Below are 23,494 nucleotides of genomic sequence, written 5' to 3' on the forward strand. Positions count from 1 at the left end.
CTGTATAAAGTGTTTTCTAAAAAGTTAGGAAGAAGTTAAACAACTCACGCAGTGAGGCGTTAGTTCCCTATAAAATCTCCACTTTCCCATTTCTGCTTTTCTACTGCTTAGCCAGTTTTTTCCTGCCACTCTGCTTTCTTTTATACAACAGCATCTAAGAAGGTCTACTTATGCGAATTGTTCAAATGCGAACGTGGTGTTTATTGGGAATATTAATAACACCATTAGCCTATGCCTCTGAATCAGATGAACTTGCTTTAGCTATAAAACAACTCGATTACCTTGATGCGAGATTAACCTCCGCTCATGTTGAAGCTCTTAAGCGTGAAAAAAACACGCGTTTCTATTTGAATTACCAACAAATCAAACAGGATATTGAGGCAATACGCCAAGGACTTAAACACTATCTTTATCCCTCTCGTGCTCGGCCAAGCGCTTTAACCCCTTTCTCATCACAGTATCAGCAAGAGCATCATCAATGAGTGAATCACAAATTAATGCATTCAACATTGCGAGTGGCAATGTTGCACCGACATCCCTGCATCCTTTATTTGTTGGGATTTTGATTGCATTACTCTTGTTATGGTCTGGATGGGGATTACTGCATGTTTATCAAGGATATGCTTCTGAACGTATTACAGAGCAAGGGCTGATCCGTTTTGTCATTCGTACTGTATTGCTGATTGTTATCAGTCTCTTTTTATTTGCCCAATAGTATTAGGTATTTTCACTTTATATAAGGATATCTCGATGTATCAAAAGGGATTATTTTCTCTACGTCTTTTCTATCACTCTCTTATTCGTGGTTTTTCACTTTTATTATTAGGTAGCTCTATGGCTTGGGCTGATTTGCCTACAGTGGAAGGCCCTAAAAGCAGTACAGATAAAACCTTTTATGGGCAAATTTCGGGCTATCTTAATGATGGTATTGTGCTTGGTGGTTTAATTCTTTCCGCTGTGGCGATGTTAGCGGTTGGCAATGCCATTATTGCCACTTTTGCTGAAGTGCGTGACGGTAAAGCAACGTGGGCAAAGTTTGGCATGCTTTGTGTTGTCGGTGTGATTTTAATTGTTGTCGTGATTTGGTTAGCTTCAAAAGCAGCAACCGTGTTGCTCTAAGGAAAGGTATGCCAACAATTGAGTTTATGCCTGATAGGTTAAATGCCGAGCCTGTTGTTTTTCGCGGTTTTACAACGCCAGAGCTAGGAATAACAACACTGTTGAGTATTTTTGGTGGCTTGATTATTGCTATTCCCATCATGCCTTTTTTAGGTTGGGTAGCCTTGCCGACCATCTCTTTATTAATGCCATTAATCACGATTATTTTAGGGGGAAGGTTACTGGCGCGTTTTAAAAGAGGCAAACCTGAAAACTACCTTTATCGCCGTATAGAATGGTTCTTAAGCTTGAGTGGTTTGGGGGCAAGTCAATTAATTTGTCGTAGCCAAGTGTTATCACTACGGCGTTTACGTTCAGTGACTTTTCAGTATAAGGAGTCACATGAGTCGATTTAAGAATGCACTTAATGCGCGTGATCATCATGTTCTCACATTAAGAGTAATATGTGGCGTTCTCTGTTTTATTATTGCACTCGCCTTATTTGGCTGGCTCACATCACCTCGACATTTAACTATTCATAATCCGCCTGATTTACGTTCGGGAAGCTCTCGAGCTTGGTGGGAAATTCCTCCGCCAACCATCTATGCTTTTAGCTTTTATATCTTTCAACAACTCAATAGTTGGACGAAAAATGGCGATGTGGATTATCCCTATCGGATCAATTCATTATCAGCATATTTAACGCCAAATTGTGAACTGCTATTACAGCAAGATGCGAAACAACGTAAAGATCTGGGGGAATCTCGTGATCGCGTTCGTGGTGTATCTGAAATCCCAGAACGAGGCTATAAGGAAGAGAGTGTCACGATTGTTGATCGCGATAATTGGCGTGTTCGACTTGATTTAGTCACTGATGAGTATGTGAATGCAGAACCGGTTAAACGCTCATTAGTTCGTTATCCCTTAAAGGTTGTTCGTTGGGATAAGAACCCTGAAATTAATCCTTTTGGCCTAGCATTAGACTGCTTTTTCGATATTCCTCAACGTTTAGAAGTTGTTCCCATCACCAAGGATGAAAAGAAAGGAGTGCTTCATTGATGCGCTTGAAACAACACGTATTTTTTCTGCTTTTTTTTATTGTCTTACCCGTTCAAGCCGTCGAATTAATGAAATGGGAACGCATTCCTTTAAAAGTCGCTTTGCATGTAAATGAAGAGCGTATTGTGTTTATTGAACGCAATGTGCGTGTCGGTTTTCCACCTGAATTAAAAGGAAAACTGAGAGTACAAAGTGCTGACGGTGTGGTTTATTTACTGGCGAAAGCGCCATTTTCTTATACTCGTTTAGTGCTTCAAGATGTCGAAAATGGCGAAATGATTTTATTAGATATCAATGCTAAACAAGGAAAAGAAGCCTTAGAGCCTGTGAAGTTGGCATACCCTCAAGAGGAAACTTTAGCCAAACAGCAAAATACGGTCACGAATAAACGCCAAAGAATGCCTCCGATCCCTATTGCGTTAACCCGTTACGCTTCACAAAGTTTGTATGCACCTCTTCGCACACTTGAGCCGTTGATAGGTGTACATTCTCTTGCCATGCCATCACCTGAAAAACTGACCTCATTACTGCTAAGTGAAAGTATTGAGATAAAAGCATTAGGGGCATGGGGATTGCAAGGTTACAGCGTAGTGGCGCTCAGTTTACGTAATCAGCGAGCGCAAGAGGTATTACTTAATCCTAAAGATCTACAAGGTGATTTTTATAGCGCAACTTTTCAACATAGTTGGTTAAGTGCAAAGGGAACTCCTGAAGATACCACCGTTGTTTATTTGGTGACAAAAGGGCGTTTAGAGAATGCTTTTCTTCCTGAATTAACCATAAGGGAAGATTAAGCATGCAAATGAGCTCAAATATCTTATTGAAGATAATTGTTCCTGTCGTGTTATTGGTCGTGATTATGGTCAGTGTAAAGTCTTGCGATCACACTCAATCAGCACCAGAGACAACTCACCATTCCTCTATAACAGATTTAACACAAGAAGAATTACGCATTCTGGGCATTGAAGGTGACACTGCGCAGGATACTTTGCGTACTTTACTTGGACGAATGAAAGCCATACAGATAAATCAGGAGAAATTAGAGAAACAAAGTAAGGCGCTATTGACTGAAAATACGCAGTTAAAAAACAGAAGTGACAATGTAGAAAGTCGTATTCATGAAGCGGTAATGAAAGCACAAGAGGAGGGTAATTTAGCCCAGCAAACGCTTTATCATGAACAGCAACGATTGGCTGATTTATTGGATATTTTAATCAATGAACAACAAAATATTAAGGCAAAGGAGACGGAATTACCCGTTGGTTTAGCGCTTGAGCAAACTGATCAACAAACAACGGTTTGGATTGATCCCTTAGAGGGGATTGCTTATGAAAATAATGCAAAGCCGGTAAATGGCACAAGTACATTTCAATACCCTACGTCATTCCGTCAATTAGAAGATAATGAAATTAGCCGACAAAAAGCAAAGCTCGATCTTACAGCGAAAAAACAACAACACATTCAAGCGACAGAACATCCTGTCTATACCTTACCTGAAAATGCCACATTGATGGGAAGCCAAGCGATGACGGCATTACTCGGTCGAGTGCCGATAGACGGTAAAGTCACCGATCCCTATCCGTTTAAAATCCTTATTGGTAAGGAAAATCTCACTGCAAATGGTATTGAATTACCTGATGTTGAGGGGGCTGTGGTTTCAGGCACTGCAACAGGCGATTGGGTATTATCTTGCGTTCGTGGTGATATTCATTCCATTACCTTTGTGTTTAAAGATGGCTCAATTCGTACTGTGCCTAAATCGGCAACATCAACAGATGGACACCATGATAAATCGCAAGGGGGAAGTATCGGCTGGCTCTCTGATGAACAGGGCGTACCTTGCCTTTCTGGAACTCGTAAAAGTAATGCCTCCACTTATCTACCGACTTTATTTGCACTTTCTGCCAGTAGTGCTGCATCGTCAATGATGACGGAAAGCCAAACCACAAAAGCAAGTGACGGTTTATCAGTGATGAATTCATTAACGGGGAATGCAGGAAAGGCGGTATTAGGTAAAGCGTTATCGGGAGGAAGCAACGAAATCGCAGAGTGGGTTAAAGCACGATATGGCCAAATGTTTGATGCGATTTATGTGCCTCCTGGTGCACAAGTTGCGGTGCATATTACTCGTGCTATTCCCATCGATTATGAAGCGCAAGGACGTAAAGTTAAATACGATTTCGATATAAGTCAGCAGAATGAATTGGACTAAGGATGCTTAATGAAAGGAACGCATTTATCGTTAATAATGATATTACTATTAACGGGTTGCAGTACTTCTAAAGAGGAGATTTTACCCACAGGTAACAATACCATGCGTGATATTTGGCAAAGCAAAGTGGGTGAAATAAAGACAGAAAAAAGACAAGAAAGAGCCATTCAGCGAGGGTTAATAGGATCAGATAATCCACCTCGCCATCTTGTGAATAAGAGTGATATTCAGCAGGCTAAAGAGAACATCCAACATCATTTCCCTCGCTTACCTAATCCCGATATGGTGATCTATATTTATCCGCATTTTGTGGGTTCTGAGCCTACGCCTATTCCCAGCTATAGCACGGTTTTTCCTTTTTATAGCAAAGTGCAATATGCCTTGCCCAATGAACGATTGGAGGCTTATTGATGAAAAAGAGTGGTAAATTAACACAACAAGCCGTGAAGTCACTTTACCCTAATTATGCCTCATTTATTGATTTTCTCCCTTGGGTTGAATATTTACCCAATAGCCAATGTTTATTGTTGGATGATGGTGTCTCTGTGGGGGCGGTTTTTGAAGTGATCCCTGTGGGTACTGAGGGCAGAACAGAAGCAAGATTAGAAGAAATTCGTGATATTGTGGAAGATGCTTTTCAAGACAGTTTTGAAGAGCGCGATAGTCATCCTTGGGTGATCCAGTTTTTTTGCCAAGATGAAGCCGAACCTTCGGAATATCTCGACAAATTACGTCATTACATTAAACCATGGGCGCAAGGTTCTGTTTTTACGACAGCATATTTACAGGTCATTGAACGGCATATGCGAGGGCTTGCAGTACCCCAAGGCTTGTTTGTTGATAAGGCAGTAACAGGGGCACCATGGCGCGGTCAGCAACGGCGCACCCGTATGGTGATTTATCGTTATGTTAATCCGAATGCAATAGAGCCTTTTTCACCAGAAGAACAACTCAATCAAGTCTGTGAGCGTTTATGCTCTGCGCTGTTAGGCGCGGGTATTACTACGGTTAGGCAAAAGGGTGAAGATATTCATGCATGGCTGTTACGTTGGTTTAATCCTGAGCCTGATTGGGTTGATAAAGAAACGCTCTATCGCACGGCGACCCATGTTGACACTGTCAACAGTGAACTCCCGATATTCAATGATTTTAGCGAAACATTGATGTTTACACCGCCTAAAGCAGATGTAGAAAATGGTGTTTGGTGGTTTGACAATCGCCCTCATAAAGCCATTAATATTGATAGGCTTCGTCGAGCACCTACCGTAGGGCATTTAACCGGAGAAACGCGCAAAGGGGATAATATCAATGCGTTGATGGATTTGTTACCACAAGGCACCGTGATATCAATGACATTAGTGGTACAACCACAGGATGAACTGGAAGAGCGTTTTAACCATCTAGCGAAAAATGCAATAGGCGAAAACAGTGAATCAGCCAGAGTGCGTGCTGATGCTCAAACAGCAAAAAGTTATCTTGGTGAACGACATAAGCTTTATCGTGCGAGTATGACGTTTTATGTATCAGGCGCAACACTAAAAGAGCTCAACAGTCATCAACGCCATTTAACCGCAGTGTTACTAAATGCAGGGCTACAACCGATAAAACCTGACTACGATATTGCGCCATTAAATGCTTATCTTCGTGCTTTGCCTATGTGCTTTAATCCCGAATTGGATAAAAAGCATTGGTATACCCGACTGACTTTTGTGCAACATATCGCCAATATGTTACCTGTTTTTGGTCGTGATACGGGAAGCGGTCATGCAGGATTTACCTTTTTTAATCGTGGTGGCGCACCGCTGACTTTTGACCCTTTAAATAGTGCTGATCGTTCTAAAAATGCCCATTTGGTACTCTTCGGTCCTACGGGTTCAGGCAAGTCCGCAACACTCAATAGTCTATTTACTCAACTTATGGCGGTTCATCGACCTCGCTTATTTATTGCAGAAGCCGGAAATTCATTTGGGTTGTTTGCTGATTATTGTGCTGAGTTAGGCTTGAGTGTGAATAAACTTAGCATTAAACCAGGTTGTGGGATTTCATTAGCGCCTTTTGCGGACGCTTATAAGCTTATTGAAACCACGGTAAAGCCTGTCAATGAAGATGAGCTTAGTGAGGTTATTGATGCAGATGAAACCGACGAAATAGATGAGCGAGATATTTTAGGTGAACTCGAAATTGTTGCGCGATTAATGATAACCGGTGGTGAAGTCAAAGAAGAAGCAAAGTTAGAGCGAGCAGATAGAGGCATGATGCGAGAAGCCATTTTAGTGAGTGCTAACAATGCATGGAATGAAGGTAGGCAGATGACCACCGCTGATTTGCAAAATACCTTTTATGCCTTTGCGAAAGATAAAGATCGTCCTGATATTCGACGAGCCAGAGCCCAAAATATGGGCGAATCGCTCAGTGTATTTATGCAAGGCTTTTTAGGTGAGCTATTTAACCGAGAAGGACAACACTGGTCAGAAGCTGATGTCACATTAATTGATCTTGGTACATTAGCCAGAGAAGGCTATGAAGCCCCTTTAGCCGTTGCTTATACCTCATTAGTCAACACCATTAATAATATTGCAGAACGCGATCAGTTTTTAGAACGCGAAATTGTCTTTGCCACGGATGAAGCCCATATGATCACCACTAACCCATTACTTGCCCCTTATGTGGTTAAGGTCGTCAAGATGTGGCGTAAATTGGGTGCTTGGTTATGGCTGGCGACCCAAAATTTAGAGGATTTTCCGTCTACGTCGAAGAAGATGCTAAATATGATTGAGTGGTGGTTGTGTTTAGTGATGCCACCTGAAGAAGTTGAAGAAATCGCCCGATTTAAAAAACTTACACCAGAACAGAAAGCCATGTTGTTATCAGCAACCAAAACCCCCCGTTGTTATACAGAGGGCGTTGTCCTAGCCAGTCGTATTGAAGCCTTATTTCGTGCCGTTCCTCCGAGTTTATACCTTGCATTAGGTATGACTGAAAAAGAGGAAAAAGCAGAGCGAAAAGAACTGATGATAGAGCATGGTATTAGTGAGTTAGAGGCAGCCAAACGGATTGCTGAGAGGTTGGATGGGGTGAGGGGGATTGTTGGTTTGAAATAATAGCTTACTGGCTAGTTGATGTGTGTCAGCTCAAACTTGAACTAACAGGTATTGTTGATAGAACACAACTATGCCTGACTGTCTAGTTTGAGTGATATATAGACCTTCATAATTGTGTATGCTGACTGACATCACTGCGTATGAATCGATTGGGAGCCAGTTAAAATTTTATACTTTGATTAATGATAGATACTCGCCTCTAAATTTGACCATTCCTTAAAAGTAAATTATAATAATCGTCAAATGGAGGTGCATGATGATTAAACACGCCACAACAGAAAGAAAAATCAACACTTCAGCTAAGCTGAATGAGTACCAGTTGAACCTTCTGAAAAGGATTAATAACCTTGCTATTTCCCTGATGCCTGAATTTGAAGACAAAAATCAGGTTATGAATGCTATTACGCTGGATGATGGTTCACTGATGCAATTGCTCTACACCGTACAACTCGAACAGAAGACTCGTGTGAATGACTACGAATTGCGTAAAGTGCGCCGTCGTCGCGAAAATCTGGAAAGATTTTATCGTGAGCTTCAGGAGTTGGGCGGTACGCTAAAGGTGAATGATGTGGTCGATATCCTTGGCATTACTCGCCAAGCGATAAATATTCGTGTTAAGAAGAATAAGCTTTTAGCATTCAAGCAGAACGGTGATTTTATTTTCCCGAAATTTCAGTTCACTGATAATGGGCTGATAACTGGCTTTGAAGACGTTATGGCGGCATTCGAAGAAGATACCCATCCAATGTTACGATTGAGTGTGCTGAAATCACCGATAAAAATTAATAATGAAGACCTACAAAAGACGCCGATTCAAATCATGCAGGACGGTGCTAAAAATAGTGAACTTAGCTTAGCCATTCGAGCCGTTAAGCTATTTGGAAATCATGTAGCCAGTTAACTGGTATAAAAAGAGGGGCTAGTCCAGCCCCCTTTGTTTTACATTGGCTCTAGCGTAATTTCGAATCCAAGCAATTCTTCAAATATCTCTTCACCTGACATAGTTCCTTTATTCCATCCTTTAGGGAACATGCCTTTATCAGTTTCAACATAACTGGCATAAGGCACCATCCCCTGAGGGGTATCAGTAAATGCTGGGGTACTATCTGGTCGTTCCCAAAAGGCATAACAGCGTTTATAGCGTTTATGTCTTGAGGTATAGGCAATCCCGTCATAGTCACTTTTGAAATGTGTATAAAGATGTTCCATTAGCCACTGAGTAAAGGTGTAATCCTCATTCTCTAAGCTATCCAAAGGGATATGTAACAACTCACAGAGTTCTACAACATCAATCACTTTCACCGTTCTCACGACATCCACAGAGCACATATAGTGCTGTGAAAGTACCGATTCAGGATAAGAAATCGTTCTTTGACGATGGAACAAACGCCCATATGCTTCCGCCGCTGCCGTTAATGCTGAGTCAGAGGCATACCATACCGCCACACTTCCTCCTGGAGGGTTGTATCGCCCACAGTCGTCTTTTTTAATTGGCGCACTGAAGTTGATTGCGCTTTCATACAACTTCCGTTGATGACGCTTCAAAAGGCCAGAGCCTTGTTGAATGTCAATCTCCGGAATACGTCCAGATTTTTTTTGTGCACCAATCCCTTGTGCAACAATAGTTTCATTAAATTTCCATTTAGGCATTTTTAAGGTTCCTTCTATAAACAGATTAAGCCATAGGCTCCTCTCCATATTGAGTGAAAAATAAGCTCTACCGTGCTTGCCCGGTAGGGCGCGCGAGATAACATGCATCTCAATTTCGATTATACCAAGTAGATTTTTTATTTTTCAGAAATTTATAGAATTTTTTAAAATACTTCTCATGCCTTTTCGATGTATTGGTGGATTTGAAAATGAAAAATAAAACAGAGAGTTTTACCGAAAGGATAACCATATGGATCTTTTCTTTATTAGGATAATTAGAAATGATAACTTCACTCGATACTGTATTTTTAGTAAAGAAAGTTTGAGTTTTTATGTAAGCGTCCACAAGGGCCATATTGACAGCATGATCTGGAGATTATTCTTCAGGCAGGAGTCCGCTTACTCAACCGACCGATTGGTAGAATATTACCGACAGCACATGGAGTTGATCATATTAGGGAATGATGTCGTTCAGGTGGAAATTCTCGAGTAATAGGTATAGCTACACACAAGGATTACCGCTGTGATCTGAACCGAAGAACCGATAATCTTATCGGCTCAGACTCATAGTTAGCAATGCGTTTTCCTTAGTTATCGCAAGCATAATAATTCCGCCTTCGGCACAATATGACCTGTCAGATTTGATTTAGCTCTGTGTCATAGCTGTTATTAGCTCAATTTGAGCTAATACAGATAATAATGTTTAAACAAAGGCTGATTCCAAATTTCAAACAAGCTTAAAGTTTGGTTATCTCAATATAAACTTTAAGATCTGTTCTTATGCTCAATAATTTACTTATTTTTGTAATATCAATGGAATAGTTTGGAAACGTTACTAACTAAATAAGAGGAGATTGTATGTATGAAAGCAAAGCGTAATGACAAAGAGGAAAGCATGATTTACAACACAAACAGAAAAAGAACCACTAGGGTTCTTTTTCATAAACTTTAATTTTCGGCTATGCCACTTAAGGCGTCGCAGGAATGGAAGCCGTTCCATTAACCCTGCCGATTGACTACATTCTAGGTGGTTAGCCGGCTTTAGTCAACGGCCATAGATTTCTAAATAAAAAGTCAGATCTTGCTCTAATATTCTTATAGGTATATTTCTGATAAACTTTACTATTCATGTAAAAATATAAATTACTCTTTTTTATTAGAATGAATTACACAATATTTTTTAATTTTAGATTATATAATAATTGATATTTTTGTATTGTAACTTATTTTAATTTATTAATTACATTGAGTGATTTATCTTCTTGTAATTTTTATTACTATAAAGTTAGCGTTAAATTGTTATATGTTTTATATTATAATACCGTTTTAGATATCAGTTTGTTTTTTAGCGTTAATATTTCCATGTGTTATTTTAAATTTAATTAAACAAAATATAAATTTGGAGAGTTAATATGAGTGATGTCAATGCAATAAAGGATTTATTTTTAGAAAATAATGAATTTATTCTTTTGGGATTAACAGGAAGAACTGGTTCTGGTTGTTCTTCTGTAGCAAATATTTTATCTAGTGAAAAACCTAATTTTCCTATATTAGATGATGTAAATGATTTAGATGATGTAAATGATTTTTATTCTTATATTGACGGTATAAAGTATAATATTTTAAAGTCATATGCTGAAGAGCATTGGCGAAAATTTCACATCATAAAAGTGAGTGATTTAATCACTGCATACATATTATCTTTATCAAAAGATATGCTTGCTGAATTTATTTATGAATATAGTGGAAAAAACGAATTTAATCGAGTAAATAAAAATAATGTTTTAGAAAAACTAAATAAAGCAATTTTTGAAAAAGATAGAGAGTCCAAATTAATTAATACATTGAATAAACTCATTGATCATACTAAAGAGCTTAATTTAACAAGTAATGATTTTAATAGAATAAGCTCTATTTTAAATTTTTTAAAAAAGATTACTGTAACAATAAAAAAAGAACTTGATAGTATACAGCAAGGTTTATATATATCAACTTATCAAGCGGCTGGTAATTCAATTAGGCGATTGGGAAAAATAGAAATAAATTACGAAAATAAAAAGTTCATCCCACCATCTGTTTTTCACTTGCCTGAGACGATAAATAAATTTGTGAAGGCAATAAAAAAAGGAAATAATGGGAAGTCTTATATTGTTATCGATGCAATAAGAAATCCATATGAAGTTAAGTTTTTTAAAGATAGATATTCTGCATTTCATTTAATTTCTATTAATGCTCCAGATGAAAATAGAAAGGAATACCTGAATACATACAAATTTTCAGGTGAATCAATACAAGAAATTGATGACAGAGAGTCGGGGAAATTATTCAACAAAACAGGTGTTGAAAAGGATAAAATATCTTATTTTACATCTATCAATATTTCTAGATGTATTGAAATCTCTGATATCCATATGTTTAATCCTAAAAGTGGGGCTGAAGGTAATCAAATTTTAAATGCTCAAATAGCATGGTATATATCATTAATGTTACATCCTGGATTAGTTAGTCCAACGGCTATGGAAAGAGTTATGCAATTAGCATATTCAGCCAAACTCAATTCTGGATGTATTTCTCGGCAAGTTGGTGCTGTAGTAACTGATAGTAATAATTCCATAAAATCAGTAGGGTGGAATGACGTTGCAAAGGGGCAAATTCCATGCGCTTTAAGAACAGTGAGAGGAGTTTTGGATAGTGAAAATAATAAAATTTATAGTCATTATGAGTTAAATAATACTTTCTTTAAAGAAGCTATGGGGAAAATATTAGTTAAATTAGATGATAGAAATGACTATTTAAAAGGAATGACAGTTCCTTATTGTTTTAAAGATATAAAAAATAATCTTGATTTGAAAGGAAATCAAGTTCATACACGTTCATTGCATGCTGAGGAAAATGCTTTTTTACAGTTATCTAAATATGGTTCTATGGGAATAGAAGGTGGTAGATTATATACTACAGCTAGTCCATGTGAATTATGTGCCAAAAAAGCTTATCAACTTGGAATAAAAGAAATTATTTTTATAGATCCTTATCCTGGTATTGCACAAGAGCATATTTTAGATATAGGAACAAATAAACCTGAACTTATTCAATTTAGAGGTGCTGTTGGGCGCTCATATCATCGATTGTATGAGCAAGTCCTTCCTTTAAAGGATGAATATGATTATTTAATAAATTAAATACTTTAGTGTGTTTTTTATTAGAAAATATCCATTTATATTTTTTTGCGGATTTTAATATACTGTTATGTGCATCCTGTACTTTTCTTTTTACAGGGTGCTTTATGAAACCACCAAAACTATTAATTCCATTATTAGTGCTTTCAACTCAATCTGTTGCATCAACCACAATTTATACCGATAGCAACACGCCTTTACTTAATACAAAAGATAGTCAAATCATCTATTTGGATGCACCTGATATTATTCAAAAACAATTATTTAATGATTTATCCCATGATCCTAAGCAAACAGAACAGCAAGTGAGAAGTATTATTCAGTCAGAAGATTGGCAACAAAAACAGCAACAAATCACACAAGCTTATCAAGGTGTTCTTCACGCTTATTCATTGAAACTAGCGAAATATCCTGCGGTTGTTTTTGATGATCGCTATGTGGTTTATGGCATCACTGATGTTGTTCTGGCTGAAAAACATCTCACTGAATTTTTGGAACACCAATAATGGGGCGATTAAAGCGGTCTAGTGTGTTTGCACTTTGTCTCTCTTTTCACCCCATATCAGCAAATGCGATTAACTCAGCTCAAATTATTGCGAGTGCGTTATCACCACATTGCTTGGAGTACAAAATTGTGGGGATCTGTTACTGGTTATTTTGTACACCATTCGGATGCTCAGTAAAAACATCGATAAAAGTGAGTCACTATATTCCTAATGCAGTTGTTTCTAGTTACGACCAAACAGGGAGCAATCCATGGGCAGAAATGTCGTCATTAGGAGCTGGAATATCGGGCTTTGCGGAAGGTGGTGGTGCTAATAAACAAAAACGAGTGAGAAATAAAAATAACCTACATTTTAAAAATGCGGATGTGATTGGGCATCCTGCATTAGCGTCTCCTATATTTGGGCAATTTATGGGGCAAATGAATTATGCTTGCTCTAGCCCAATTAGGGCTTTTATGCCTTATTTTCTCAGTACCCTCGATGGATTGATGTGGCGTTCTGGCTTACCTGAATCTCTTTATCCTGAAGCGCTAATTCCAAATATGCGTGAAATTGGTTCGACGATTAAAGGCAATATGTGGGGCAATATTTATCCTCGCAGTGGTTTTGTGACACAAGTAAATGACTACAAAGCCTCGGCAGTTGTGGCTCAACGGGCTATTGATATTGTGACACGAACTGGACAGCTTCATGTTTATCAACCGTTAATAAGCTATTCTTATCACGGATATTGGGCGCCAGAGTCTGTTACTGAAAATACAGGCATTCGCAATCATAAATGGCAAAGACTTTCACCTTCAACTTCCTCTTCTTGTTCTATTTTTCCTGATAATGCTCAGCCTATTGCTAATGATGGCGGTTATGCGTGGGCACTTTGGCAACCTTACAAATGCTGTAAACGTCGAGGACAAATTTTTCTGTATAGCTTTAATTTTCAATAAAAAGGAAAGTGTATGAAAGATAAAAGCTGGCTTTATAGCTGTGCTGTGGTGGGATATTTTGCCTTGAGTTTTCCTGCTTTTGCTACTTTTGAAGTCGATAGCCATGTCGTCAGCACTGACTCCAGTAAAGGCATGAAAGGGGCAATCAGTGATTACTTATTTTATACCATAGGCGGTGGAACGGTGATTTCACAACCGCCGAGTCACAGTAATATGCAAAAACTCAGTATCGGTCTGGGTTGGAATAGCGATTTGATGTGCGGTAATTTTGATATCAATACCACGGTTAAAAATCAGCTAAATGGTGCCACGCGTGGTTTTAAAGATATGATGAGCAATGTTATCAATAGCGCCACGGGTGCTGTTGCCAGTTTACCTGCCATGATTATTCAGCGTGCTAATCCTGGTCTTTATGAGTTGCTCACTAACGGTGTATTACAAGCCAGTGTCTCATTCGATAAAGCCCAACTCAATTGCCAAAAAATGTCGCAGAAAATGGCGGATTATGCCTATTCAAATCAATGGACGCAGTCTGCTATTGGAGAAGAGTTTAAACGAGTTGTCGCAACCACATCAGATGCAGTCAGTGCCGATAATCAATTGAAAACCTCAACAGGGAAAGACGGTGTTAGGTGGATTGGCGGTAAAAAACGAGGCGGTATCGGTCAACCCGCAATCAAACCCACTTATGATCTGGCAAAAGCTGGTTTTAATATTTTGAATAAACAGCCCATCACAAGCCATCATCCAGTTAATGAATCGGCTTGCAAAGGCTCTCTTTGCCGACGTTATAAAACCAGTGATGAAGCTGCGAAAGCGGTTGTGAGTGTATTGGGGGATAGGGCGATCCGCACTTGTTCTGAAACAAAAGAATGTCGTAGCGGAGGCGACGAAAATAAATCAGGTACGTCAACGGTAGGTGTTGGGTTCTCACCAATGCTTGAAGAAATCACACAAGAGAACATGGCTCTATTAATTAAGCTTGTGAATGGGCATTTAAAACCGAATTCGACAAATTTAGCACAATTAAAAACTGGCGATTTAGCGGTATCAAGAGGCGTTATTCAAGCGCTAAAAGAGGATCCTGATAATGTGGCATTAGTACAACGCCTTGCAGGTGAATTGGCGATGTCAGATACCATTGCAATGGCATTCGGTATGCGAAGAATGCTGATTGCAGGGCAATCAGAACCTCATGTCGCTGAGCATAAAATAGCATTAGAAGAAACGGATCGTCGTCTTGCTTTCCTCGATAGAGAAATTCTGGCATTAAAAAATGAAATGGAGATCCGTAAATCTATTAGCAATAACACGCTGTTAATGGTGTTGAGCCGACAAGAAAGCCGTGATGCTGAAAATGGTGTTCATCAACCCATCATACAAAGTGATAAGGCAATTCATCAGTTAAATCAGAAGGTAGATCATTAAGATGACGACAGAGAGTTATCTTGAACTTGTATTACTTTTTATGGCATGGCTGATTAATAATTCATTGTGGATGCTCATTATCACAACAGGTCTTTTTGCCCTTCCATTAGCGATTAAAATTGCAGGGATCTGGTTAAAAGCACGAGAAGAGGGCGAGGATGAAGGTAATAAAGGGATTTTAGTCTTATCGCGTATGGAAAATACGCTCTATGTTGCGTTTGTTGTGATGATATTTTGCGCTGTTCCTCTGTGGGAAATCAATGTTTCTACATTACATTTTGATCGTGCTCGCTCAACACAATGTAGTATTAATGTACCGAAACCCGCAGATTCAGGGTATGGTACGTTAATAGCAGAATTAAATGGCCAAACGGCAAAAGTGCCTTTGTGGTGGTATCTAGTCCATTCATTATCTAAAGGCGTGACGCATGCAACTATCGCGACTATTCCTTGTAGTAACGATTTTCGATTGCTACGTTTTGAAGTACAGAACACTCAATTAATAGATCCTATTCTTCGTCAAGAAGTACAAGCGTTTGCGAATCAATGCTATGCCAAAGCATATTATAAGTTAAAAAATCTTCATTCTGGATTATCTCCTCAAATAATGGAGGGGGCTAATTGGATTGGTTCTGATTATTTTTTGAATACAAGCGGCTATTACGATTACTACACCGCAACATCCCCCCAAATAGCATGGTCCTATAATGAAAACCGAGATAGCGGATATGCTAATGTTGGTCGTGGTGGTTATCCAACATGTAAAGCATGGTGGAACTCTACGACTCAAGGCTTAAAAAAGCGTTTATTGACTCATTTCGAACCACGCACCATTAATATGATGAAAGCCAAATCACCAGATAATTGGGAAGAGGGATTATTACGTTGGTTAGTGAGTCCGCAAAGTACCCATTTAGCCAGTAGTGGTGATACTTATATGATGGGCAACCAGCAAGGTCAAAGCACAAGTATCGATACAGGAATAAAGCAGGCTATCAGCAGTTTAGGGACATTCTTAGCTCAAACGACACAACTACCTGCTTTTGATGCATTGCGCCAAGGTTTACCGATGATCCATGCGATTTTACTAATGGCTCTGATTATCATTATTCCACTGGTTCTGTTACTGGGTGCTTATGAACCCAAAATAATGATTACACTTACCTTTGTGATGTTCGCATGGCTATTTGTTCCATTTTGGTGGGCATTGGCCAGTTGGTTAGACGATAAATTGATTGAATTATTGTATGCGAGTTACAAAGGATATAGCAGTGATTTTAATATTTGGTTAGCAAGTACTGGCTCTGATGGTTGGATCATGAATTTGGTACTTGGCGCTATGTATATCCTGTTACCACTTTTCTGGTTTGGCGCAGTAAGTTGGAGTGGCGTAAATCTTGGATTTGCGGTGTCTTCAGTTATTTCAAGTGGTTCAAAAGGTACACAACAAGCAGGTGCTCAAGGTGGTTCGGCAATGCTGAATATGGTTAAAAATGGTATAATGAAAAAGTAATGTGACTATTTATTTTATCAGAATAATATGGAGCAAAAAGTAAAATGATATAATTACTTTGCTCCATGATTACCGACACAAAAATTAATAATAATGGACTTATAGATATTAACCTATTATTAAAGAATGCATACTTGCTGCATTAATTACACTAACATAAATGATTGCGCCAGATAAATATATGGTTGCAAGTCCAATAATTACTTTACATAGGTAATTAAGATTTACTTTGCTGTAATTTTTATGTAAATCATGAAGAATAGCTAAAATAATTAGCGCAATAAAGACGACTATACCGCCTATAAGAACTTTATATTGATATGACTCACTTCCGAATTTGTCTTTACTAAAAAAAGCACCAAGAGATAGCATAAAGACAACAACCATAGAGGGAGAAATTAAAGACATCGTTCTTCTTAAAAACTCAAAGAAATCAGAGCCATCAAAGAACCAAAAACTCTTTTTTTTCGTTTCATTAATATCGGTCATAAAACCGCTAATATAAATTTGTATATGGATAGGAAAAATAGAATAAACTTATCGGTTTTATTTTTAACATTAATATATATTTATTCAAGGGTAAATTTAAATTAATATTTAATAAATTAAGTTAATTAATTTAATTGTTATTGTTTTTTTGTATATAGTTTTTTTTGAAATATTTAATTGAACTTTTTTAATAAGATTAATGTAGAATATTGGGAAAATAATTTAACCTACCTACTAACTATTCCTATCGTTTACTCTTCAAATATTACCTCGTTGTTTTTAACAACAGCCAATGCTTCTGTGCTAATCATTGCACCAGCGATTTGAAAGAAGCGCCTTAGGGCAATCGCGAGCTAACATCATCATTATCTGAGAGATGATGCCTTCGGGTGATAATAAGCAAGATAATACAAATAATGAAGATGCCACCTGCGCTATTTGAGGCTCGTTGCTGTGGCTGATGCCATAAAGACATCTGCAAGAGGAGCATTAAGCGATAGGAGCGATGTAGCGTCACTTGTGTAAAAGCGTAAGCGATACCAAGTGACGCTACGCGCAAACAGCACGCTTTAGCTTATGGTATCTAACTTTTCAATGATAACTACAGTCTGACACACTCGTAGTGAAAATATTAAGGACAACTCACTCAATAAATTAAAGGAGAAAATTAGCTCGGTATCGATGGCAATATCAGCGAAAGCTGATAGATGGAGGTAGTCTGATTTTATTTATCAGGACGGTTTATACCGCGAACAGCTCTGAGAGCTGGGGAGCCTCGTAAAAACTCAACTTATTGTCGCCCTGATGCACAGATACCCGCTAAAGTGAATATATAACCATGTCGTCAGGGAATTTTGATTTTTATAAAAAGATTAAGAATATTGTTATATATAATATTGTGTTTTTTGTTCAGCTTCTTAGTTATGTTATGTAAATTTTATAGATCTGTAATTATTGGGATATTCGTCATTCTATCCAGTAAAAATTTGATATAATTATTTGACGGTTTTGAGATAATTTTTTCATTAAATTCTTTTAAATCATTGATTGTATGTATTTTTTTTATTGATTTTTGAGATAATCCTTTAGCTCGGTTGAGATAATTAAACATAATGGCCCAATTTAATCACTTCGCACTTGGACTATTAAATCCAAGTTTTGATTCTCCTTTAGTTGATGCTTTAACAGAGTTAGAGTTACTTCGACATTTACGATTAGAAACAGATGTCCATCCGCTTTTATTTGCTCAATTGAAAGATATTTTTCACATGTTGGAGAGTCTTGGCTCTGCAAGAATAGAGGGAAACCATACTACACTTGCTGATTATGTTGAAAGTAAAGTAGAAGGAACACAAAATTCTACCGATCAGCTTAAAGAAATTAATAATATTGAAACAGCAATGGAATTTATCGATGAATACTTAAAAAATGGTGACGATATAACCGAGTATTTTATTCGAGAATTACATAGCTTAGCGGTGATGGGTTTACAACGAGAAGGTGATAAAACACCGGGTGCTTATCGCCAACATAATGTGAGTATTGCTTTGTCAGAACATTTACCACCAGATTATATTCATGTTTCTGATTATATGAAAGAACTGACGGCATTTATAAATCAGGTAGATAAGCCTAAATATGATTTGATGAAAATTGCGTTAGTTCATCATCGATTTGGATGGATCCATCCTTTTGGGAATGGTAATGGGCGTACAGTACGACTGTTAACATATGCATTATTAATTAAATATGGGTTTAATGTACAAGCCGGAGGGCGAGTTCTTAATCCAACAGCAGTCTTCTGTAATGATAGAGAACGTTATTATGCAATGCTTTCTGAAGCTGATAAGGGAACAGAGCAAGCGTTAGAAGAGTGGTGTATATATGTTCTTTCTGGGATCTCAGTAGAACTTAAAAAGCTAGATCAATTAACTAATCATGCTTTTTTAAGTAAAAAAATATTATACCCAGCGATTGATTTCTCGTTAGAAAGAGAACTTATAAATACTTTTGAATCTAAGGTATTAAAGCAAACAGTAGAGTTAGGAACAATAAAATCTGGGGATATTCGTAAGATTTTACCTAATTTAAAACCATCCCAAATAACGTATCAGCTTAGTAAATTAATTGAAAGAGGCTTGTTGCAACCCATAGAAGAAGGATCTCGAATTTATATTGCAAAATTTTCAAATTCTTATTTGATTCGAGGTGTTATTAAAATTTTAAAAGAAGAAGGGTTTATTCATAATTTATAATTATTAGGAATATTATTATTAATAAATGATATTTTTATCAGATAATTTTTAGTTTCTGATGAGGAATAACTTTGTCCAAATTAAGCAAACAATTAACTACATTAGCAAAACAAGGTGGAGGGAGTTTTAAAACCGTTGCAGATCGTTTGAAAATCGCCTCTCGTATTGCCGATAGAATGGCAAAGCTGAATATTCAAATTCGTGATGTAAAACATATCAAAATAAATCATATCGAGCTTTATATCAAAAGCCGTCAGGAAGAAGGCATTTCCAAAAGAACACTTCAAAACGAAATGGCAGGCATTAGGAATATTTTAGCGGTTGCTGGCAGAACAAAGCTTGCCTCACCTCAACATGAGAAGCTAAGTAATCATGCGCTTGGTTTATCAAATGCGAGCCGTGATGGCACGAAAGTAGCTATTAGTGAAGAACGGTATTTATCTGCTTTTTATCATGCAGAAAAGCAAGATATGGGGGTTGCAATGACCATGCAACTAGCACGTTGTTTTGGGTTACGTACTGAAGAGGCGATACAGTCAGCAAAGTCATTAAAAACATGGCAACGCGCTCTGATCCAAGGTGAGAAAAGTGTTCGTATCGTTTTTGGTACAAAAGGAGGAAGACCTAGAGATACGACAATTATTGATCGTGAAAAAATGTTATATGCCGTCAATCAAGCATTGAATTTAGCTTCTCAATCGAACGGTAAATTGATTGATAAACCCAATTTAAAATCAGCCATAGATCGCTATCGAAATGTTGTCAGAAATGCTGGGCTAACAGGTAAATATGCACCTCATAGCTTGCGCTATGCGTGGGCAGTGAATGCAATGAATTATCATAAAAATAATGGAATGAGTGATGATGAAGCTAAGGCAATAGTCTCTATGGATCTAGGGCATGGTGATGGGCGAGGGCGTTATGTTGAGCGTGTCTACAATAAACTTAATATGAATGATTAATAAAACAAACTTGTTTATAGCACATCAAATTAATAACGTTTACCCGTTAATTCGTTGTTTATAACAACAGCCAATATTTCCGCAATCTGAAAGGAATGCCTTAGGGCGATTGCAATATTTATTAAATCAACTTTCTTTATTTCACCCCAAATGGGAATTGCTTCCCCATTTGGTGGCAATTCCCTTTTTTAACAGGAATTGCCTATGAAAAAGGAATTAATAGGTCGTACATCCTCACGGCAAAACGATCTTTATCACATAGTGACAAATAAGATTATTGAAGCATTAGAAAAAGGAACAGAACCTTGGCGTAAAACTTGGGATACTGAAAATGAAGGGCTACCGGTTAATGCAGCAACGGGGCGATATTACAGTGGTATTAATGTCATGCTGTTATGGATGGGAGCGGTTGAAAAAGGGGTTAATTCAAATCGATGGCTGACATTTAATCAAGCAAGATGTGCAGGAGGTAGTGTTCGCAGAGGCGAAAAATCTACATTAGTCACGTTATTTAAACCTTTTACTGAAGATAGATTAAGTAGTGAGGCAACAGAGGCTGAAGATAAATTAACCCATTCTTCACGTTGTTTTATGGCACGTTTCCATCTTTTTAATATTGAACAATGTGAAAATTTGCCAGAGCATTTTTATACTAAAAAGCCCGTTCTTCTTGATGTTGAACGTATTGATAGAGCCGAGGACGTGGTGATAAGTGGCGGTGTGCCTGTGATACATCGTTATCAGGATTATGCTTATTATCATACGAAAAATGATCATATTGTTATCCCTGAAATGGGGCAATTTCATTCAGTGGAAGATTACTATTGCACATTACTTCATGAATTGGTGCATTCAACGGGACATACTTCAAGACTTGCTCGAAAAGGAATAATGACTCCATTATCTCAAAAAATGAGTAACCCAGTTTATGCTTTTGAGGAACTTATTGCAGAAATTGGATCGGCTTTTTTATGTGCTGAATTAGGTATTCAAGGTCATTTGCAACATGAAAGTTATATTGCATCATGGTTAAGAATACTTAAAGAAGATCATAAAGCCATATTTAGAGCAGCTCGATATGCCAAGGAGGCATTTGAGTATTTAATATTAAATACAAATAAAAAATAATTATTATTTGACTAAGTAATATAACGATAATAAATCTAAAAAGGTTTCCGTTTTAGGAAGCCTTTTTATCTTTGTACTCTATCGTGTGAATTTATCGTCATTAAATTGAAAGTGAATATATTAAAAATAGTATTTAATATGAATTTTACACTGGATTAAATTTTATATTAAATATAATTATTTTTTATTTAATGACGTTATTTGTTTTATTAAAGCTTGTTATCATAAATGGAACTTTATATGCTAAATCTGAAATTATGCTTTCAGCGAATAGGCTCATTCAGAAAAATTAAAAAAGAAATAAATTCAGAAATTCCATCACACTCTCTTTTACCCATATCATTAAACGATCTTCTCTTATTGCCTCATCGTCAACAATTATTAAAATCACTGTGGAATTCATCTTCTTTGTCTCAAGAGGCTTATACCCAGTTTTATAAAACACCCTTAGAGCAATGTATTTTCTTGATGCAACAGTTTCCATTAAGTGAAAAGGGAGCCTATAACTATTTAGGCGGAATGGTTGATTACATGCTTGAAGTTGTAACATGTGCCTCTAAGTTATCTAAAAATTACATGCTTCCTATTGATGCCTCACCCGAGGAGCAAGCTGAGCAAGATACGGTATGGCATGCTGTTATTGTTTATGCCTCATTGTTTTCTTGTGCGGAATATTTATGTCATTTTGAAGTTGAATTAAAAAGTAGAAAACGATGGTTTCCATTGCAGGAGCCACTAACTGAGCCTTATCGATTTCGATTTCTCTCTGAAACATCAGAAACTCAAATGAGATGTTTTGGTGCGATGCTCGCATGGAAAATAATTCCACCAGATGCAATAAATTGGTTAAGCCAACATCCTAAAGCGCTTGAGGCGCTATCAATGTATTTAACAGGATTTAGAGAGCAAACAGGCATCGTGGACGACATTGTTTCTAAAGCGATTACTTTAACACTGGCACCATTTCAACGTGAGATATCATTGCCTGAAAGTGATGTGTTATCAGAAAACATATCGCTAGGAGAAAGAGCGCCTGCCGTTATATCAGGAATGCAATTACGCCAAGCTGATAATCAAATCACCGATATGGGGAATGCTTTTTGGCAATGGCTAATTGAGCGTTGTGTGAATGGGGATCTCTCTATAAATCAACCTAATGCACAAATTCACATTATTGCAGGATATGTTTTTATCGTTACACCCAATATTTTCTATGTATTTTTAGCTGAAATGAAATTACCTAAACAAGACAAAGATAAGCTTCAAAAAGTGTTTGAGAGACTGAAATACCATCGTCATGATCGAGGTAATATGTTTACTTGCCGGCTCTTTCAAAATGAATTATTAGAAGGGCAATTTAAAAAATTAAGTGGCTACTTAATTCCAGAAAATAAAATATTCACAAGCAATAATAAGCCTACTGAAAATCCATTACTGGTTGTTGTATAAAGATTTTGCAATGAATTTGCGATGTGGCATTTGCTTATTAAATTGTTTGGTGAAATATCCATCAGCGATAGAAAATAATAATAGTAATTCCACTAAAACAGTCTTGCTCCCGTTGATTAATCACGGTATCTTTCACTCGCACCTGCAAAATCAGGTGTCGGGATTAGCCTCCTGAAAAATACTTCACTGACAACACACAATGCACTTACATTTTGTGTTTGCATTCTGCTACATCTCAATGGTGGGCTGGATGAGGGCGTCGAAAGACGCGCCGACGTCAGTGAGGTCGGTAAGGCTAACCTTGTTCAGTTCCACCACCCATGAGATTAGCCTCTCCAGTGGTGGAAATTAATACTACTCACTGAGGATGCCTAAATATGGCAACAACCCTTAACCCAACTCATCCATTACTTGCTATTCAGTTCGATTCCACAACAGATTTCATAACACTCGTTGATTATTGCGATACTTTTGTAGATGCATTGATTAAGTTTGATGATCTTGCACTTCAAATGGCATTATGTTGT

21 protein-coding genes are annotated in these 23,494 nt (G+C 37.5%); 19 read left to right on the forward strand and 2 right to left on the reverse strand.

The genetic code is table 11. The annotated features are described in order from the left end of the window. Positions 1-170 precede the first annotated feature (170 nt). The 10 genes from B6258_RS05120 to B6258_RS05165 all read left to right on the forward strand — a co-directional run bounded on the left by B6258_RS05120 (position 171) and on the right by B6258_RS05165 (position 8,371). Positions 171-482: an integrative conjugative element protein, RAQPRD family gene (locus B6258_RS05120; protein ID WP_099074367.1), complete on the forward strand. Its 312-nt coding sequence runs from the start codon at positions 171-173 to the stop codon at positions 480-482. Then, the gene (locus B6258_RS05125; protein ID WP_099074368.1) at positions 479-715 is read left to right on the forward strand and encodes a TIGR03758 family integrating conjugative element protein; all 237 of its coding nucleotides are present in this window, start codon (positions 479-481) and stop codon (positions 713-715) included. Before B6258_RS05120 ends, B6258_RS05125 begins: the two co-directional genes overlap by 4 nt. A gap of 35 nt (positions 716-750) precedes the next feature. Then, the gene (locus B6258_RS05130; RefSeq protein ID WP_203233119.1) at positions 751-1,119 is read left to right on the forward strand and encodes a TIGR03745 family integrating conjugative element membrane protein; all 369 of its coding nucleotides are present in this window, start codon (positions 751-753) and stop codon (positions 1,117-1,119) included. An 8-nt stretch (positions 1,120-1,127) separates the two neighbouring features. Beyond that, entirely contained in the window at positions 1,128-1,514 is a 387-nt protein-coding gene (locus B6258_RS05135) for a TIGR03750 family conjugal transfer protein (protein ID WP_099074369.1), read from the forward strand. Beyond that, complete coding sequence (locus B6258_RS05140; protein WP_099074370.1) at positions 1,501-2,157, forward strand: PFL_4703 family integrating conjugative element protein; 657 nt, start codon at positions 1,501-1,503, stop codon at positions 2,155-2,157. The genes B6258_RS05135 and B6258_RS05140 overlap by 14 nt, the downstream gene beginning before the upstream one ends. Beyond that, the gene (locus tag B6258_RS05145) at positions 2,157-2,951 is read left to right on the forward strand and encodes a TIGR03749 family integrating conjugative element protein (RefSeq protein ID WP_099074371.1); all 795 of its coding nucleotides are present in this window, start codon (positions 2,157-2,159) and stop codon (positions 2,949-2,951) included. Before B6258_RS05140 ends, B6258_RS05145 begins: the two co-directional genes overlap by 1 nt. A 2-nt stretch (positions 2,952-2,953) precedes the next feature. Beyond that, positions 2,954-4,369 (forward strand): TIGR03752 family integrating conjugative element protein, encoded by a 1,416-nt coding sequence (locus B6258_RS05150; protein ID WP_099074372.1) that lies wholly within the window; start codon positions 2,954-2,956, stop codon positions 4,367-4,369. Positions 4,370-4,378: 9 nt separating this feature from the next. Beyond that, the gene (locus tag B6258_RS05155; protein WP_099074373.1) at positions 4,379-4,780 is read left to right on the forward strand and encodes a TIGR03751 family conjugal transfer lipoprotein; all 402 of its coding nucleotides are present in this window, start codon (positions 4,379-4,381) and stop codon (positions 4,778-4,780) included. Next, a complete protein-coding gene (locus B6258_RS05160; protein ID WP_099074374.1) occupies positions 4,780-7,470 on the forward strand; it encodes a conjugative transfer ATPase in 2,691 nt (896 codons plus the stop codon). The genes B6258_RS05155 and B6258_RS05160 overlap by 1 nt, the downstream gene beginning before the upstream one ends. A 253-nt stretch (positions 7,471-7,723) precedes the next feature. Then, positions 7,724-8,371: a DNA-binding protein gene (locus B6258_RS05165; RefSeq protein WP_240531524.1), complete on the forward strand. Its 648-nt coding sequence runs from the start codon at positions 7,724-7,726 to the stop codon at positions 8,369-8,371. Positions 8,372-8,409: 38 nt separating this feature from the next. Here the strand turns inward: B6258_RS05165 and B6258_RS05170 are convergent, their stop codons facing one another. Next, positions 8,410-9,120 (reverse strand): RES family NAD+ phosphorylase, encoded by a 711-nt coding sequence (locus B6258_RS05170; RefSeq protein WP_099074376.1) that lies wholly within the window; start codon positions 9,118-9,120, stop codon positions 8,410-8,412. Positions 9,121-10,532: 1,412 nt separating this feature from the next. Between B6258_RS05170 and B6258_RS05180 the strand changes: the two genes are divergently transcribed. The 5 genes from B6258_RS05180 to B6258_RS05200 all read left to right on the forward strand — a co-directional run bounded on the left by B6258_RS05180 (position 10,533) and on the right by B6258_RS05200 (position 16,684). Continuing rightward, complete coding sequence (locus tag B6258_RS05180) at positions 10,533-12,299, forward strand: anti-phage dCTP deaminase (RefSeq protein ID WP_164996137.1); 1,767 nt, start codon at positions 10,533-10,535, stop codon at positions 12,297-12,299. 104 nt (positions 12,300-12,403) lie between these two features. Then, positions 12,404-12,802, forward strand: a complete 399-nt coding sequence (locus B6258_RS05185; protein ID WP_099074379.1) for a TIGR03757 family integrating conjugative element protein — start codon at positions 12,404-12,406, stop codon at positions 12,800-12,802. Beyond that, positions 12,802-13,743, forward strand: a complete 942-nt coding sequence (locus B6258_RS05190; RefSeq protein ID WP_099074380.1) for a TIGR03756 family integrating conjugative element protein — start codon at positions 12,802-12,804, stop codon at positions 13,741-13,743. Before B6258_RS05185 ends, B6258_RS05190 begins: the two co-directional genes overlap by 1 nt. A 12-nt stretch (positions 13,744-13,755) precedes the next feature. Next, entirely contained in the window at positions 13,756-15,171 is a 1,416-nt protein-coding gene (locus tag B6258_RS05195) for an integrating conjugative element protein (protein WP_099074381.1), read from the forward strand. Position 15,172: 1 nt separating this feature from the next. After that, entirely contained in the window at positions 15,173-16,684 is a 1,512-nt protein-coding gene (locus B6258_RS05200; RefSeq protein ID WP_099074382.1) for a conjugal transfer protein TraG N-terminal domain-containing protein, read from the forward strand. Between the two features lie 108 nt (positions 16,685-16,792). Here the strand turns inward: B6258_RS05200 and B6258_RS05205 are convergent, their stop codons facing one another. Next, positions 16,793-17,173 carry a hypothetical protein gene (locus B6258_RS05205; RefSeq protein ID WP_099074383.1) on the reverse strand — a complete coding sequence of 127 codons (381 nt, stop codon included), beginning with the start codon at positions 17,171-17,173 and terminating at the stop codon, positions 16,793-16,795. A 1,112-nt stretch (positions 17,174-18,285) separates the two neighbouring features. Here B6258_RS05205 and B6258_RS05210 point away from each other — a divergent pair. The 4 genes from B6258_RS05210 (at position 18,286) to B6258_RS05225 (ending at position 22,967) form a co-directional block, all read left to right on the forward strand. Continuing rightward, on the forward strand, positions 18,286-19,428 hold the full coding sequence (locus tag B6258_RS05210; protein ID WP_099074384.1) for a Fic family protein: 1,143 nt from the start codon (positions 18,286-18,288) through the stop codon (positions 19,426-19,428). A gap of 71 nt (positions 19,429-19,499) precedes the next feature. Beyond that, positions 19,500-20,390 carry an integrase domain-containing protein gene (locus B6258_RS05215; RefSeq protein WP_099074385.1) on the forward strand — a complete coding sequence of 297 codons (891 nt, stop codon included), beginning with the start codon at positions 19,500-19,502 and terminating at the stop codon, positions 20,388-20,390. A 204-nt stretch (positions 20,391-20,594) separates the two neighbouring features. Further along, positions 20,595-21,518: an ArdC family protein gene (locus B6258_RS05220; protein WP_099074386.1), complete on the forward strand. Its 924-nt coding sequence runs from the start codon at positions 20,595-20,597 to the stop codon at positions 21,516-21,518. A gap of 240 nt (positions 21,519-21,758) precedes the next feature. Next, on the forward strand, positions 21,759-22,967 hold the full coding sequence (locus tag B6258_RS05225) for a TraI domain-containing protein (protein WP_240531525.1): 1,209 nt from the start codon (positions 21,759-21,761) through the stop codon (positions 22,965-22,967). The last annotated feature ends 527 nt before the right edge of the window (positions 22,968-23,494 follow it).

The organism is Proteus alimentorum, from assembly GCF_002607735.1.
Classification (GTDB): domain Bacteria; phylum Pseudomonadota; class Gammaproteobacteria; order Enterobacterales; family Enterobacteriaceae; genus Proteus; species Proteus alimentorum.